Raw genomic sequence first — 14,831 nt, 5'->3', positions numbered from 1 at the left:
CACAATTCCCGCCTTGCGGCTTAAGCACCGCTCCGGCGGCTGCGGCACGGCATCTGCGTTGCCAAAATGCTCGATAAGACATCCAGTATTATCTGCGCTTTTGGCTTGGCATCTGCCGCACCTCGCTCGCCGTATCGGCACTTAGAATTATGCGGTATTGCTCAAAGACAGGTGGCGGTGCGCGAAATAGGCACCGCCGCGGCCTGGACCCGAAACAGCAAAAAGAGGAGTGTGAACCCCCCATGGATATAATGGAATTTTTGAAAACCCGCCGCACCTACCGCCGCTTTGAACAAAAGCCGGTGGAACCTGCCATTGCCCGGGAAATTATAGAGGCCGCCCGCATTGCCAGCTGCGGTGCCAACCGCCAGACGCTGAAATATGTGCTGGTGCAAAGCCCGGAGATGGTTGCCAAAATGCAGCCGCTGGTGCACTGGGCTGCTTACCTGCCGCCGGAGCAGGGCCAGCCCAAACCGGATGAGACCCCGGTACTGTTTGTGGCTGTCTGCCAGGATGAAAGCCTGCCCGGCTGCAATGATACCGATACCGGACTTGCCCTTGCCAACATGACGGACGCCGCCTGGGCGCACGGTGTGGGTAGCTGCATCATGGGGGCGATCGACCGCCCCGCCATCAAGGAGCTGCTGGGCCTGGGCGAAAATCTGCGCCTGCACAGCGTGGTGGCGTTCGGCTACCCCACCCATAAAAGCCACCTGGTTGCCATGCAGAACGGCAATGTAAAGTATTACCTGGACGATGCCCGCGATTACTGCGTGCCCAAACGCCCGATGAAAGAAATTTTGCTCAAGACCCTTTGATTTTGATATAAAATAAACCGCCCGTGCGCTCCCCATAAACGGAACGCACGGGCGTTGGTTTTGCTCTTATTTTGCTTATCGCTTAATAGGCCATGATGTCCTTTACACTGCCGGACATGGAGAACAGCTTGGCGGACAGGTGGTCCAGGTAGATAATACCCAGCTTCAGGCCGGTTTCCTCGTTGTACATATCGGCCAGCTGCGGCATAATCTTGAATGCGGCGGCCTGTGCTTCGGGGGTATTGTCAAAGTTGGCAGTACCCTGCACGCGCAAAAACTCGCCCTTTTCGTTGCAGGCGCAGATTTCCAGGTTGGTGTTGTCCAACAGCTGCTTGTATGCGGCCTTGTGCTTGCCGATGCCCAGGCACAGGTGGTCCTTGTACCACATGGCAAAGCCCAGCGGGCGCACGCGCGGCAGATAGCCATCCACCGTGGCAAGATAAAAGGTCGGGTTGTCCTTCAAAAACTGCATAATTTCTTCGCTTGGGGTCATGGTTGCTCCTCCAATCATCCGCGTGTTATCAGGTTCGGCTGCGGGGCAGCCGGGTAATTATTACAGGGTTTTCAGTGCGGCCACAATGCGGGCGGCTGCTTCCTTGGTCTTGGCGGCATCGCCAAATGCGGTCAGGCGGAAATACCCCTTGCCGCACTCGCCAAAGCCCTCGCCGGGGGTGCCAACAACATTGGCGGTCTCCAGCAGCCAGTCAAAAAACTCCCAGCTGCCCATGTTGTTGGGGCAGCGCAGCCAGATGTACGGGCTGTTCTTGCCGCCGCAGTACCACACACCGGCTTCGTCCAGTGCTGCTGCAATCACGGCAGCGTTCTGGCGGTAGTAGTCCAGGTTGTGCTGGATCTCTTTCATGCCTTCCTCGGTGAACACGGCTTCGGCGCCGCGCTGCACCACATAGGCAACGCCGTTGAACTTGGTGGTCTGGCGGCGCAGCCACATCTTGTTCAGGCTCTGGCCGTCAGAGACAATGGCCTGTGGCACAACGGTGTAGCCGCAGCGGGTGCCGGTAAAGCCTGCGATCTTGGAGAAGCTGCAAACCTCAACGGCGCAATCCTTAGCACCCTCAACCTCATAAATGCTGCGGGCCAGACCCGGTTCGCTGACAAAGCATTCATAGGCGGCGTCAAACAGGATCAGGGCGTTGTTGGCCTTGGCCCAGCGCACCCACTCTTTCAGCTGGTCCACGGTGTAGGTGGCGCCGGTGGGGTTGTTGGGGCTGCACAGGTACACAATGTCGGCATGAACATTGTCATCCGGCATCGGCAAAAAGTTATTCTCGGCGCTGGCGGACATGTACAGGATCTTGCGCCCGGCCATCACGTTGTCATCCACATAAACGGGGTAAACGGGGTCCGGAACCAGCACGGTATTGTCCACATCAAACAGATCCAGCAGGTTGCCCAGGTCGCTCTTGGCGCCGTCGGATACAAAGATTTCGGCCATGTCCAGCTCCACGCCGTGGCCGGCATAGTATTTCTGGATAGCGGAACGCAGGAATTCATAGCCCTGCTCGCTGGGGATATAGCCGTGGAAAGTCTCTTTCTTGCCCTGCTCCTCAACGGCTTTCAGCATGGCGTCGGTCACGCTTTTGGCCAGCGGCAGCGTTACGTCGCCAATGCCCAGGCGGATGATATCCTTATCAGGGTTGGCTTTCTGGTAAGCAGCAACCTTGTGCGCAATGGTGCTGAAAAGATAGCTTTCGTTCAGCTCGGAATAATGCTTGTTCAGTTTCATCTTTCGCTCCCTCTGCATTTTAACATGATACTGTAGCGGTTAGGAATCCTAAATGATATGTCTGTATGGTATCATAAAACGCCGCCACATTCAAGAAAAACCGCGAAAATCTACCCCTTATGATAAACAGTATTTTCGCCAGATTTCTTTAATTTTATATGGCTTCATATGGTTCAGTGTGTTACCGTCAACCTCGCCATACCTCCAATTTCTAATTTGAGAAAACTCCTAACTCCTAACGAACTTTACACTTCCACGCAACCCACAAACGCCGTCTCCGCCGGGCCGGCCATCAGGATGTTATCATCTGCTGTGATGGTGATGGAAAGGATGCCGCCCAGCAGGTGTACATCCACCGGAACATTGCGGGGGCACACGCCGCGCAGCACCAAAGCGGCCACCGTGGCGCAGGAGCCGGTGCCGCAGGCGAACGTCTCGCCGCTGCCGCGCTCCCAAACCCGCATCACTACGCTGGTGGGGCTTTCGATATAAACAAACTCGGTGTTGACCCCTTCGGGGAACGCCGGGTGGTGCTCAAACTCCGGGCCGATGGCAGCCAGCGCATGGCCGGTAGGCAAGGTGTCGCAATCCGGCCATTCAATGATGCAGTGCGGGTTGCCGGTGCTGATGCAGGCGGCATCCCAGGTTTTGCCCGCTGCCGTCAGCGGGGCGTGGACCAGCGGCCCGGCCCCCAACCCAACGGCGGGCAGGGCGTCCGCCATCGCAGAAAAATGTCCCATCTGGGCCTGCCACAGTCCTTCGCCTTTGCGGTGCAGCGTTTTACGGCCCGCCATCAGGGTGTCGATCTCGATCACATCCTTTGGCACGCCGTGCGTGTACAAAAACTGCGCCACACAGCGCACCCCGTTGCCGCACATTTTGCCCTCGGAGCCATCCGCGTTGAACATCCGCATGGTGGCGTCGCCGTCCGCCGTCAGCGGCGGGCAGATGCAGATAATGCCGTCCGCCCCAATGGAAAAATGCCGGCGGGAAAGTTTTTGGCTCCAGACGGCAATCTCCGCAGGCAGGCCGGTTTCGCGGCAGTCAAGATAGATATAGTCGTTGCCGCAGCCGTGCATTTTGGTAAAGTGCAGTTGCATAAAGTGCCTCCTTGTTGTGCGGTGTGGAAAGAATCAAATAAAAGAATAAAGAAAAAAGAAAAAAGAATAATGGTTGTGTGATGCCCATGGCGTCACACTTTTATTAAGGTGTATTTGAAAACAAAGAAAATGACGGATATTTCGCAAACACAAGCAGGATTTAAGGCAAAGAGCCGCAGGAATCCTTTCTGGATTCCAAGGCTTTTTAACGCAAAATCCGGCTGTGTTTGTAGAAATAGACTATATTTTCGACTTTTCAGATACACCCTAGGTCAGTGGCTCTGGCAAAAAGTATTCTAGTCAGAGCCGCCAACCTATTTTATTTGCGCCGCCGCGGGCGGCGCACCGACATTATTCTTTATTCATTATTATTTATTACTTTATATATTATAGCATCCCGCTGCACCGGCGTACAGGGATGTGAAAGCTCCCGGATAAAAAAGTTGCCGGGAAACTTGACAAGGCTGTGCAGATACGATATAAAAGTACTATGACATTCTGTATATGTGTGCCCTGCGTGCTGATACCGGCATGGCAGAAATACGATATTGATACGGGTAAGGAGTAAAAGCTATGGAATCCGAAGTTTTTGAGCGCATCCGCGATTATCTGGCTGACCAGCTTGACATCGAGGCTGAAAAAATCACCCCCGAAAGCGATATTATCAATGATTTTGGCGCAGACAGCCTGGATGTGATCGATATGATCACTACCCTGTCTGACGAGTTCGGGGTCGAGATCCCGGACGAGGAGATCGAAAATTTCCACACCGTGGGCGATGTGGTTGCCTATGTGGAAGAGCATATGCAGTAATGCGGCATGGCAGCATGCAGTTTTGTAAGAAAGTGTGAGGGGAACCAATGGCAAACGATAAGAAAAAAATGGTCGAAGCAATCACCGCGCAGGAAGTTGATTTCGCGCAGTGGTATACGGATATCTGCACCAAGGCAGAGCTGGTTGAATATTCCAGCGTCAAGGGCTTTGTTGTGCTGCGCCCCTATGGCTATGCAATCTGGGAGAACATCCAGAAAATTCTGGATGGCCGCTTTAAGGCAACCGGCCACGAAAACGTGGCCATGCCTGTGTTGATCCCCGAAAGCCTGCTGAAAAAGGAGGGCGAGCTGGTAAACGGCTTTGCCCCCGAAGTTGCCTGGGTCACTGCAGGCGGTTCTGACCCGCTGGAAGAGCGCCTTGCTGTGCGCCCCACCAGCGAAACGATGTTCTGCGACCATTTCAGCCATGTGCTGCATTCTTACCGTGACCTGCCTATGCTGTACAATCAGTGGTGCAGCGTGGTTCGCTGGGAAAAATCCACTCGCCCGTTCCTGCGCACCCGTGAGTTCTGGTGGCAGGAAGGCCACACCATCCACGAGACTGCCGAGGAGGCCAAGGCTGAGACCGAGCAGCAGCTGAACTGCTATGCCGACTTTGCCGAGCATGATCTGTGCATCCCCGTGCTGAAAGGCCGCAAGACCGATAAGGAAAAGTTTGCCGGTGCCGAGGCTACCTACACCATCGAAGCCATGATGAAGGACGGCAAAGCCCTGCAGAGCGGCACCAGCCACTATTTTGGCGATAAGTTCAGCCGCGCCTATGACGTTACCTTTACCGGCCGCGACAACACCCTGCAGTACCCCTTCCAGACCAGCTGGGGCGCTTCTACTCGTTTGATCGGCGCTATCATCATGACCCACGGCGATGACGACGGTCTGATCCTGCCCCCGGCCATTGCCCCGGTGCAGGTGGTCATCGTTCCCGTTGCCGCCCACAAACCCGGCGTACTGGACAAATGCCGCGAACTGGCTGCCGAAATCGGTAAGTATGCCCGCGTGAAACTGGACGATTCCGACAAGCAGCCCGGCTGGAAGTTTGCCCAGTGGGAAATGAAGGGCGTGCCTGTTCGCCTGGAAGTCGGCCCCCGCGATATCGAGAACGGCCAGTGCGTGCTGGTCCGCCGCGATACCCGCGAAAAGCAGTTTGTGAAGTTTGAAGATCTGGCCACCGCAATTCCCGCCGCAATGGAAGCTCTGGCCAAGGATCTGTATGACCGCGCTTTGCAGAACCGCGAAAACCGCACCTGGAGCGCCACCACCATGGACGAAGTGAAAAAGATCGTGTCCGAAAAGACCGGCTTTGTCAAAACCATGTGGTGCGGTGACCTGGCCTGTGAGGAAGCCATGAAGACCGAAGCAGGGCTTTCCAGCCGCTGCATGCCGTTCGAGCAGGAACACCTGTCCGACGTATGCCCGGTCTGCGGCAAGCCCGCCAAGAGCATGGTCGTCTGGGGCATCGCATACTAAGCCAATCCCGGCAGTGCTGTTTTATGCGGCACTGCCGGTTTTTGTATGGGGAAACGGGTGCTTTTTGGGAAACTCAGGGTATATATAGGGCACCGCTGTTGTGCCACGATCGGTGTGTGGCTATTTTTGATTTTTGTTGCCCATTACAAAATAGTCCGTAGGGAACGGTCTATCTCCGGCCTAAGAGCCGGGATTAAAATCCCGGTTGGCCTCCGAAACGCGCCTGCGGGCGCAGTGACCGTTCCGGGACTTTGTGAGAGATGTCTTTGTGATTTTGGTATCAATCCTAATTTCTAATTAACGCCTCCCCCCCTAACTTCTAACTAAAAAACTATGCTTCTTCTCCCTACATTGCTGCTCTATGCTCTGGGCTTGCTGCTGACTGGTATCGGCAGCAGGCTGGCTTCGCGCTGCGCAACGTGGTGCGGGGCGCTGTGCGGGCTGCCTATGTGGATGGTGGGCGGCACGCTGGTGGCGGTGTGTACGGCGCTGCCGCAGCTGGTGCTGGCGTTTCTGGCGGCAGGTATGTCCGTTACTGCGCTGGCCGTTGGTACGGCTCTGGCGGGCGCTGTCACCCAGCTGGGGCTGGTACTGGCGCTTTGCCTGCTGCGCTGTAATGTCACGGTGGACCGCGGCGAGCTGCTGCGCAAGTGCGCCCTGTTGCTGGTGGCCTGCGGCGTGGTGGCCCTGTTTGTGCGGGACGGCACCCTGAGCTATACCGGTACCGGCCTGCTGATGGGCCTGTTTGTTCTGTTTGTCATGCAGAGCATCGCCTACCAGTACCGCTTTGCGTTCCGGGAGGGGCTGGAGCTTATCACTTTCCAGAAGGAAAAAGGCGAAAAGACCCCGCCGGAAGACCCATCCGGGCGGACCGTCCTGTTCCCGGCTATGAGCATCCGCACCAGCCTGCGCAACCTGGCCGGGGTGGTGGGCGGCATGGCAGTGCTCTGCGTGGGAGCGTGGGCCCTGCTGAACAGCGCCGTGGCGCTGGCCAACCTGACTGGCACCATTCAGGCCCAGTGGGCGGCAACCCTGATTTCCTTTGGCCTCTGTCTGCCCCTGCTGGTGGAAGTGTTCGACCATCCCCTTGGCTCTGCCTGGAAGCGATTTGCGGAAAAATGCCGCATCTACCCGCCGCAGGCACTGCCCATGCAGGTGCTGAACAGCGCCATTTTGAGCATCACGCTGGTGCTGCCTGTTTCCAGCCTAATGTACCGCCGCCGCTTGCCGGTGGGTGAACAGTTCCGCCAGTATGATATCCCGTTCTGCGTTTTGATGGCATTGATCCTGCTGCTGCCGCCGCTGGTCAAAAAGCGGCTTTACCGCTGGCAGGGCAGGGTATGCCTGATACTTTATGTTATGTACCTTGCCGCCGTGCTTATCATGCCGCGGGCAGGCGCATAATTCAAAACAAAACCGCCCGGCGGGAACATTGCAGTTCCACGCCGGGCGATATTTTTGTAATGTGTTTATTGGTTGTTGTCTGTATGATACAGAACATCCATCAGGTAGGTCTGGTTGGCAGCCAGGTCCGGTACCAGTACCTGCATGCCGCGGATTACCGCGCCGGTATAGGTGCCCTCTGCCGGAATGCGGTAAGAGTGCTCACTGTCAAAATTCATCTGCAAAGCTTCCATCGCATACCCCAGAATTTCGCCGGAGGTCATGTCGGTGGTCAGCAGTGGCAGAACCTGGTTAATAAAGTTGACGATGGAAACAGCATCCATCTGTTTCACTTTATTGATGATCGCCATCAGCACAGCACGCTGGCGGTCGGTGCGGGCATAATCGTTGCCCAGGGAGCGGTTGCGTGCATGGATCAGGGCCTGCTCGCCGGTCAGGTGGTTTACCCCTTCATGCAGGTTCCAGTCCGTGCGGAGCTGCTGTGGGTAGGTTACATCTCGCTTTCTGCCGCAGATATAATCTGCCTCGTCCTGGGTCAGTTCTAGGTCAATGCCGCCAATGCTGTCGATCAAGGTCTGGAACTCGCCAAAGTCAACTTCCACATTCCCAGCAATCTCTACACCAAAATTGGTGTTCAGCGTGCTGTCCAGCAGATCCATGCCGCCAAAGGCATAGGCTGCGTTGATGCGGTTGTCGCTGTAGCCGGGAATCTGTACATACAGGTCCCGCATAAAGGAGGTCATGCTGATCTGTTTGGTCTTTTTGTTCAGCGTGACCATGATCATGCTGTCGGACCGCTGGCGGTCTTGGCCTTCGCGGCGGTCCTGGCCAATCAGCAGCAGGTTCACAATGTCTTTGTCCTGCATCACGCTGGTGTCGGCCCCGTTCCAGATTACATCCTCCGGGCTCAAGGTATCATCGGCGTTTTCGTCCGATTCAAAGGTTTCTTCCTGTTGAGAGACTGCCTCGGTGGCCGATGCACGCCGGATGCGCCCCAGCATGCCCTGCAAAGCGGCATAGCCAACGAATACCAACAAGAGGAGTGCAATGCCAAGAATCAGCAGTACCCGCCCCCACAGCGGAATAGCCGCCCAGCGCGTGGCAGGCTTTGCGGCCGCTGCGGGCTGTTCCGGCGTTTCAGTCGGGGCCGGAGCAGAAACCTCAGGTGTGTCTTTTATTTTGCTTTCTTCTTCACGTGTAATTTTCATCTTTTTACCGTTATTTTATACTTTTCCTAAAAGTGTTTTATACTTTTCCTAAAAGCGTTTTCCCCAATTACAGTGCTTCGATCATATTTGCCACAATGGCAGTGGCAGTTTTGATGTACTCGCCGATGCTGAACTTTTTCACGACAAGAACTTCATAACCGCTCTCGTCCGCGTTGTCGCTCATGGCGCGCAGGATGACGCAGGGTACGCCGTTGCGGGCGGCAACCTGGCTTACAGCAGCGCCTTCCATCTCCACGCAGTCGGGCTGGCATTTGTCCTCGATAGCCTTTTTGGTGGCGGCATCGCCAACAAAAAGGTCACCGGTGGCAATCTTGCCGGCAATGGCCTTAACACCACAGGCGTTGCAGGCATCCAGTGCAGCTTTGACCAGGGCCGGGTCGCCGTGGTACTCTGCGGTGAACGGTGCGCTCTGGGCAATCATGTCATTCTGGGCGTCGTGATATACCACGGTTTCGCCCACGCAGACATCACCAATGCCGATCTTGCTGGTCATGTTGCCTGCAATGCCGGAGAAGATGATCTTCTCGGCACCGTACTTGGTAATTAGAACCTGCACGGTGGAAGCGGCGTTTGCCTTGCCCATACCGGCGCAGCACACAACGACCTGGCGGCCGTTCAGCATGCCCTGGTGGTACTCCACCCCGGCGTAAGTTTCTTTGGTCACCTGCTCCAGCTTGGCACACAGCTGGTCAACTTCATCGGGCATAGCGCCCATAATGCCAATGATCATGGTATTGCTCCTTTTTATCAGACGTTGAAGAGGAATTCGATCACATCGCCATCATTCACAACGTATTCCTTGCCCTCGGTGCGCTGCAGGCCCTTGGCCTTAACCGCAGCATAGTCAAAGTTGTTGTCGGCCAGTGCGTCATAGCTGATGACCTGGGCGCGGATAAAGCCGCGCTCAAAGTCGGAATGGATTTTGCCGGCAGCCTGCGGGGCTTTGGTGCCGCGCTTGATGGTCCAGGCGCGGCATTCCTTTTTGCCGTCCGTCAAAAAGCTGATGAGGCCCAGCAGATCATAGCTTGCCTTAATCAGATTATCCAGGCCGGTGGATTCAATGCCCATCTCGTGCAGGAACGCCAGCTTTTCTTCCTGGCTGGAACCGGCGATATCTTCCTCGGTCTTGGCACAGATGGGGATTGCCTGTGCGTTTTCCTCTTTGGCGCGGGCGGCAACCAACGGATAGTATGGGTTCTCGTCCAACCCGCCCAGCAGGTCATCCTCGCCCACGTTGCAGGCATAAATCACCGGCTTGGCGGAGAGCAGACCCAGTTCTTTGCGAGCGGTGTTCTGGCTGTCGTCATCCGGGTCAAAGGCAAAGGAACGGGCGGGCTTGCCGCCTTCCAGATGAGCGGCAAGCTCTGTCAGCCAGGCAGCTTCGGCAGCAGCGGTCTTATTGCCGGTCTTGGCGGCTTTCTGCTGGCGGCCCAGGCGGTTGCTGACAACTTCCAGGTCGGCCAGGATCAGCTCCAGGTCGATGGCGTCAATATCGCGGATGGGGTCAACGCTTTCCGGCTTGTTCACATCCTCCACAACATGGATGATGTTGTCATCGTCAAAGCAGCGCACCACATGTACAATGGCATCGCACTCGCGGATATGGCCCAGGAACTTGTTTCCCAGACCAGCGCCCTGGCTGGCACCTTTGACCAGACCGGCGATATCCACAAACTCCACAATGGCGGGGGTCTTTTTGTCTGTCTGCCAGATCTCGGCCAGTTTGTCCAGCCGGGCATCAGGAACCGGAACAATGCCGGAGTTCGGCTCAATGGTGCAGAACGGATAGTTGGCTGCCTGAGCATTCTGGGTGCTGGTCAGCGCATTGAACAAAGTGGATTTGCCAACATTGGGCAAACCGACGATACCTAATTTCATTTGTACTCATTCTCCTTAACGGAATATTTTGACTGTCTATCATTATACCCAACCAGCGCACTGCGTGCAAGGGCAGGGCGCGGCCATGCTCATAATTTTGCGCAATTCTACACATTTTACCTGTTTTGACCACCGGTTGTTCTTTATTTTTCCACATTTATGCCTTATAATGTTAAAAGGTCAAATCAAAATACCCCCGTACCGGCCCTGTCCGGCGCGGGAAAACATAGGGCAATACCGCATAATTCTAAGTGCCGATACGGCGAGCGAGGTGCGGCAGCTACTAAGCCAAAAGCGCAGATAATACTGGATGCTGCAAAGGTGAGCGCCGCCAGTGGCGGAAACAGCAACCCGACATTATCGAGCATTTTGGCAACGCAGATGCCGTGCCGCAGCCGCCGGAGCGGTGCTTAAGCCGTCAGGCGGGAATTGTGCGGTGTTGCCATAGAGTAGGAGGGCATAAAACCCATGTCAAACGAGAAAATTCTGGTTGTGGATGATGATAAAAACATCTGTGAACTGCTGCGTCTGTACCTGGTCAAAGAGGGATACGGTGTGACCATTGCCAATGATGGCACTGCTGCACTGCAGGAATTTGATAAGCTGCACCCGGACCTTGTGTTGTTGGATGTGATGATGCCCGGCATTGATGGGTGGGAAGTTTGCCGCAAGATCCGCCAGAACAACCAGACCCCCATCATTATGCTGACGGCAAAGGGCGAAACCTATGATAAGGTTCTGGGCCTGGAACTGGGTGCGGATGATTACATCGTAAAGCCTTTTGAAACCAAGGAAGTGACAGCCCGTATCAAGGCTGTTCTGCGCCGCTGCGGCAGCAAGGACGAAGAAAACAAAGGCGTTTATGACTTTGACAACCTGCACCTGGATATGAACCGCTATGAGCTGAAAGTGAAGGGTAAAGTGGTGGATGCGCCGCCCAAAGAGTTGGAACTGCTGGCCTGCCTGGCTGGGCACCCCAACCGGGTCTATACGCGTGACCAGCTGCTGGACGAAGTGTGGGGCTTTGAATATTATGGCGACTCCCGCACCATCGACGTCCATGTTAAGCGCCTGCGCGAAAAGCTGGAGGGAGCCTCGGAACAGTGGAACCTGAAAACCGTGTGGGGCGTTGGTTACAAGTTTGAGGTTAAAGAATAATGTGCCGCGCCAAAAAAGAAGAGAATAACGGGGCAGCCCCGCTGCGCAGCGTAAGCGGGGAAGTGTTTGCAACCTTTGCCTCGCTGCTGCTGGTGGCGCTGGTGTTGATGTGCATGCTGCAAACGGGGCTCTCCTGCGCGTACTTTGCCCAGGAGCGCAAAAGTGCCCTGACTGCCGTGCTGGACGGTGCTACTGCCATGGCGGAGACCTATGCTTCGGAAGGAAACATTGTGACCCTGCCCGGCGGGGACAATGAGTTGGTGGAGCGAGCCAAGACCGGCTTTGAACTGTTCAATACATCATCGGACGCACTTGTGTTTGTGGCAGACCGGGATGGCAACATCCTGATGCACACCGGCAAAGATGTAGCCGAAAGTGCAAAGATCCCGCAGAACTTGCAGGAAGAGATGGACAGCGGCAAGGATATCTTTCTTATGGGTACCATGGACGATACCCTGCACGATAAGTATTATATTGCGGGCCGCCGCGTGAATCTGGGCGGCAGCGAGGGTTATTTGTTTGCTGCAACACCGGTACATGCGCTGGCGGTCTATATCCGCTCCATCCTGACGATGCTTTTGCTGTCCTCGGCGGTCATCCTGATTGTCTGCGGCATTTTGTGCATGGTGCTGGCGCGGCGCATTACCTGGCCGATCGAACAGATCAGCCAGGCCGCCAAACGGCTGGGCGGCGGCGATTTCACCGCACGTGCCCCCGTAACTGGCTGTCAGGAGCTGGCGGATTTTGCCACGACCTTTAACAACATGGCGGGCCGCCTGCAAAACATTGATAACTCCCGCGGGCAGTTTATGGGCAACATTGCCCATGAACTGCGCACCCCCATGACCAGCATCAAGGGCTTTATTGACGGCATGCTGGACGGCACCATCCCGGAAAGCGAGTACAAGCATTATCTTGGCGTGGTATCGCAGGAAACCGGCCGCTTGGCCCGGCTGGTGCAGAACATGCTGGATATCACCAAACTGGAATCCGGCGAGGTGAAAGGTACTCCCAAAAATTACGATATCTGGTCCACCGTTACGGACGTGGTGCTTTCGGATGAGCGCCGCATTGAGGATGGCAAGATCGATATCCAGGGCCTTGGCCCCACGGGCACCATGGTGTATGCCGACCCGGACTTTATCCATCAAGTGGTCTACAACATTGTGGATAACGCCATCAAGTTTACCCCGCCGGATGGCGTCATCAAGTTTGATATCCAGCAGGAAAACGACATGGTGCGGGTGACCATCGAGAACACCGGCGACGGCATTGCGCCGGATGCCCTGCCCTTTGTGTTTGAGCGCTTTTATAAGGAGGACCGCTCCCGCGGCCTGAACACCCGCGGCAGCGGCCTGGGGTTGCATATCTGCAAGGTGCTGATCACCCTGTCCGGCGGCCAGATCAAGGCCGAAAGCGAGATGGGCAAATGGTGCCGCTTTACCTTTACCCTGCCTGCAGGCAAAACCGAGTAACAGCCCCAACCCCGGAATCGGATACCCGGCGACAATAGAATTGAAAAGGACCAAAGCCATTAGCTGAAAAGCGTGCGGCTTTGGTCCTTTGTTTATGGCCTATCTTGTGCAAAGAGCGTGGTGTGTTCCGGTGTGCTTCGCCTTTGCAGCGGCTGCCGGAGCGGTGCTTAAGCCGCAAGGCGGGAATTGTGCGGTGTTGCCTTTAGTTTGGGGTTGCCCCAGCGCCGGATAGAAAGCGCGCACGGGGCTGGCCGACAAAAAGGTACAAAACGTGGGACGATGCACAAGCACCGCCCCACGTTATTTTATATTGGCAGAAATAAGATCAGAAATAGCACTTGATGTTGAACTTATCCACGTTCTGCTTTTCTTCCACCACCAGTTTTTCATGGTTGAAGTCAAAATGCACGCTGCGGCAGTCATCCGTATTGCGGGTCAGGCGCAGCAGGGTGTCCACGCGCTTCTGCTCGTCCTTGGTATAGAACAGGTAGCTGGCGCCTTCGCGCTTGGCGCGGCCGGTGCGGCCGATGCGGTGGGTGTAATGCTCGTTCTCTTCGGGCACATCATAGTTGATGACGGCGTCCACATCCGAAACATCGATGCCGCGGGCGGCCACATCGGTGGCAACCAGCACATTGATCTCGCCGGCTTTAAAGCGCTGCATGATGCGGTTGCGTTCCGCCTGGCTCAAATCGCCATGCAGGCAGTCTACATTAAAATGCAGCCGGGCCAGCTGGTTTGCCAGCATGCCGGTGTTGTACTTGGTGTTGCAAAACACCATTACGCGCTTGTAATCCTTGCTGATGATGATCTGGGCCAGGTCAGCCAGCTTGTCGCGGCCGGTGGTCAGCAGCTTGTACTGGGCAATTTTGGGGCTGGATTCCTGCACCGGCTGAACGTCTACTTCGGCGGCGTTGTGCTGGTACAGCCAGCCGATATCCAGTACCTCGCGGCTGATGGTGGCGCTGAACATGGATAGGGACTCTCTGCTTTTCAGCAGGTCAATGATGCCGCGCACATCCTTGTAAAAGCCCATGTTCAGCATTTCGTCGGCTTCGTCCAGCACAATGGTCGTCACCTGCGAAAGATCCAGCGCATGGTGGCGGTAGTGGTCCATCAGGCGGCCGGGGGTGGCAACCACGATCTGGCAGCCGGCTTTCAGCTGTTTCTGCTGCTTTTCCAGCCCGGCACCGCCGTACACGCACACCACGCGGATCTCCGGCAGGAACTGCGCCAGGTTAGTCAGATCCTGTGCAATCTGCTGTGCCAGCTCACGCGTGGGGCTGAGCACAACGGCCTTGGGCGCACCTGCCGGGAAACCAGCGGCCTTTTGCAGAATGGGAATGCCGAACGCAACGGTTTTGCCGGTGCCGGTGGGGGCCTTGGCAATCATATCATGCCCGGCCAGCATCAGGGGAATGGCCTTCTGCTGGATTTCGGTCATCTCGGTATATCCCATTGCCTGTGTTGCCCGGATGATCTCTGGCCGCACGGAGGAAGAAAGTTCAGTGAAGTTCATAAATTAGTGTACACCTTTCGTGTTAGTTAGGGGTTAGTAGGGAGGAGTTAATTAGGAATGAGAAATTAGAAATTGGAATGAATGATAAATTTATATGTAGGGCGGGGTCACTGACCCCGCCGGAACTTAGGGCAATACCGCATAATTCTAAGTGCCGATACGGCGAGCGAGGTGCGGCAGATGCTAAGCCAAAAGCGCAGATAATA

General features: G+C 55.8%; 13 protein-coding genes. 6 read left to right on the top strand and 7 right to left on the bottom strand.

Translation table 11 applies throughout. The annotated features are described in order from the left end of the window. Nucleotides 1-242: 242 nt before the first annotated feature. Complete coding sequence (locus C4885_RS12420; RefSeq protein WP_114000640.1) at nt 243-818, top strand: nitroreductase family protein; 576 nt, start codon at nt 243-245, stop codon at nt 816-818. 82 nt (nt 819-900) lie between these two features. On the opposite strand, the gene C4885_RS12415 is transcribed toward C4885_RS12420, so the two are convergent. The 3 genes from C4885_RS12415 to dapF all read right to left on the bottom strand — a co-directional run bounded on the left by C4885_RS12415 (nt 901) and on the right by dapF (nt 3,662). After that, nucleotides 901-1,311 carry a pyridoxamine 5'-phosphate oxidase family protein gene (locus tag C4885_RS12415; protein ID WP_158538891.1) on the bottom strand — a complete coding sequence of 137 codons (411 nt, stop codon included), beginning with the start codon at nt 1,309-1,311 and terminating at the stop codon, nt 901-903. A 60-nt stretch (nt 1,312-1,371) separates the two neighbouring features. Next, nucleotides 1,372-2,562, bottom strand: coding sequence for an LL-diaminopimelate aminotransferase (locus C4885_RS12410; protein ID WP_114000638.1), 1,191 nt, complete (start codon nt 2,560-2,562; stop codon nt 1,372-1,374). Between the two features lie 245 nt (nt 2,563-2,807). Further along, entirely contained in the window at nt 2,808-3,662 is an 855-nt protein-coding gene (dapF, locus tag C4885_RS12405; protein ID WP_114000637.1) for a diaminopimelate epimerase, read from the bottom strand. A 573-nt stretch (nt 3,663-4,235) separates the two neighbouring features. Here dapF and acpP point away from each other — a divergent pair. The 3 genes from acpP to C4885_RS12390 all read left to right on the top strand — a co-directional run bounded on the left by acpP (nt 4,236) and on the right by C4885_RS12390 (nt 7,366). Beyond that, nucleotides 4,236-4,475 carry an acyl carrier protein gene (acpP, locus tag C4885_RS12400; RefSeq protein WP_114000636.1) on the top strand — a complete coding sequence of 80 codons (240 nt, stop codon included), beginning with the start codon at nt 4,236-4,238 and terminating at the stop codon, nt 4,473-4,475. A gap of 47 nt (nt 4,476-4,522) precedes the next feature. Continuing rightward, on the top strand, nt 4,523-5,962 hold the full coding sequence (gene proS, locus C4885_RS12395; protein WP_114000635.1) for a proline--tRNA ligase: 1,440 nt from the start codon (nt 4,523-4,525) through the stop codon (nt 5,960-5,962). Between the two features lie 333 nt (nt 5,963-6,295). Beyond that, the gene (locus C4885_RS12390) at nt 6,296-7,366 is read left to right on the top strand and encodes a sodium:calcium antiporter (protein WP_114000634.1); all 1,071 of its coding nucleotides are present in this window, start codon (nt 6,296-6,298) and stop codon (nt 7,364-7,366) included. Between the two features lie 65 nt (nt 7,367-7,431). Here C4885_RS12390 and C4885_RS12385 read toward each other — a convergent pair whose 3' ends face one another. From C4885_RS12385 to ychF, 3 genes are all read right to left on the bottom strand, one after another. Then, nucleotides 7,432-8,574: an LCP family protein gene (locus C4885_RS12385; protein ID WP_114000633.1), complete on the bottom strand. Its 1,143-nt coding sequence runs from the start codon at nt 8,572-8,574 to the stop codon at nt 7,432-7,434. Between the two features lie 67 nt (nt 8,575-8,641). Further along, nucleotides 8,642-9,325 carry a 5'-methylthioadenosine/adenosylhomocysteine nucleosidase gene (locus tag C4885_RS12380; protein ID WP_114000632.1) on the bottom strand — a complete coding sequence of 228 codons (684 nt, stop codon included), beginning with the start codon at nt 9,323-9,325 and terminating at the stop codon, nt 8,642-8,644. A gap of 17 nt (nt 9,326-9,342) precedes the next feature. Further along, nucleotides 9,343-10,473 carry a redox-regulated ATPase YchF gene (gene ychF, locus C4885_RS12375; RefSeq protein ID WP_114000631.1) on the bottom strand — a complete coding sequence of 377 codons (1,131 nt, stop codon included), beginning with the start codon at nt 10,471-10,473 and terminating at the stop codon, nt 9,343-9,345. Nucleotides 10,474-10,941: 468 nt separating this feature from the next. On the opposite strand from ychF, the gene C4885_RS12370 reads away from it, so the two are divergent. Together C4885_RS12370 and C4885_RS12365 are read left to right on the top strand one after the other, a co-directional pair. Then, on the top strand, nt 10,942-11,631 hold the full coding sequence (locus C4885_RS12370) for a response regulator transcription factor (RefSeq protein WP_114000630.1): 690 nt from the start codon (nt 10,942-10,944) through the stop codon (nt 11,629-11,631). After that, a complete protein-coding gene (locus tag C4885_RS12365) occupies nt 11,631-13,106 on the top strand; it encodes a HAMP domain-containing sensor histidine kinase (protein WP_114000629.1) in 1,476 nt (491 codons plus the stop codon). The genes C4885_RS12370 and C4885_RS12365 overlap by 1 nt, the downstream gene beginning before the upstream one ends. Nucleotides 13,107-13,431: 325 nt before the next feature. On the opposite strand, the gene C4885_RS12360 is transcribed toward C4885_RS12365, so the two are convergent. Continuing rightward, nucleotides 13,432-14,625, bottom strand: coding sequence for a DEAD/DEAH box helicase (locus C4885_RS12360; RefSeq protein ID WP_114000628.1), 1,194 nt, complete (start codon nt 14,623-14,625; stop codon nt 13,432-13,434). Nucleotides 14,626-14,831: the final 206 nt, after the last annotated feature.

The sequence above is a fragment of the Subdoligranulum sp. APC924/74 genome (genome assembly GCF_003324125.1).
Lineage (GTDB): Bacteria > Bacillota > Clostridia > Oscillospirales > Ruminococcaceae > Gemmiger > Gemmiger qucibialis.
Note: the sequence above shows the minus strand (reverse complement) of the source record. Positions and strands in the feature narration are given on the sequence as shown.

What these genes read in the sequence shown, in the direction of transcription:
- C4885_RS12415 (WP_158538891.1), bottom strand. Translation starts at nt 1,311, where the DNA reads ATGACCCCAAGCGAAGAAATTATGCAGTTTTTGAAGGACAACCCGACC.
- ychF (WP_114000631.1), bottom strand. Translation starts at nt 10,473, where the DNA reads ATGAAATTAGGTATCGTCGGTTTGCCCAATGTTGGCAAATCCACTTTG.
- C4885_RS12390 (WP_114000634.1), top strand. Translation starts at nt 6,296, where the DNA reads ATGCTTCTTCTCCCTACATTGCTGCTCTATGCTCTGGGCTTGCTGCTG.
- C4885_RS12410 (WP_114000638.1), bottom strand. Translation starts at nt 2,562, where the DNA reads ATGAAACTGAACAAGCATTATTCCGAGCTGAACGAAAGCTATCTTTTC.
- proS (WP_114000635.1), top strand. Translation starts at nt 4,523, where the DNA reads ATGGCAAACGATAAGAAAAAAATGGTCGAAGCAATCACCGCGCAGGAA.
- C4885_RS12420 (WP_114000640.1), top strand. Translation starts at nt 243, where the DNA reads ATGGATATAATGGAATTTTTGAAAACCCGCCGCACCTACCGCCGCTTT.
- C4885_RS12370 (WP_114000630.1), top strand. Translation starts at nt 10,942, where the DNA reads ATGTCAAACGAGAAAATTCTGGTTGTGGATGATGATAAAAACATCTGT.
- C4885_RS12365 (WP_114000629.1), top strand. Translation starts at nt 11,631, where the DNA reads ATGTGCCGCGCCAAAAAAGAAGAGAATAACGGGGCAGCCCCGCTGCGC.
- C4885_RS12360 (WP_114000628.1), bottom strand. Translation starts at nt 14,625, where the DNA reads ATGAACTTCACTGAACTTTCTTCCTCCGTGCGGCCAGAGATCATCCGG.
- acpP (WP_114000636.1), top strand. Translation starts at nt 4,236, where the DNA reads ATGGAATCCGAAGTTTTTGAGCGCATCCGCGATTATCTGGCTGACCAG.
- C4885_RS12380 (WP_114000632.1), bottom strand. Translation starts at nt 9,325, where the DNA reads ATGATCATTGGCATTATGGGCGCTATGCCCGATGAAGTTGACCAGCTG.
- C4885_RS12385 (WP_114000633.1), bottom strand. Translation starts at nt 8,574, where the DNA reads ATGAAAATTACACGTGAAGAAGAAAGCAAAATAAAAGACACACCTGAG.
- dapF (WP_114000637.1), bottom strand. Translation starts at nt 3,662, where the DNA reads ATGCAACTGCACTTTACCAAAATGCACGGCTGCGGCAACGACTATATC.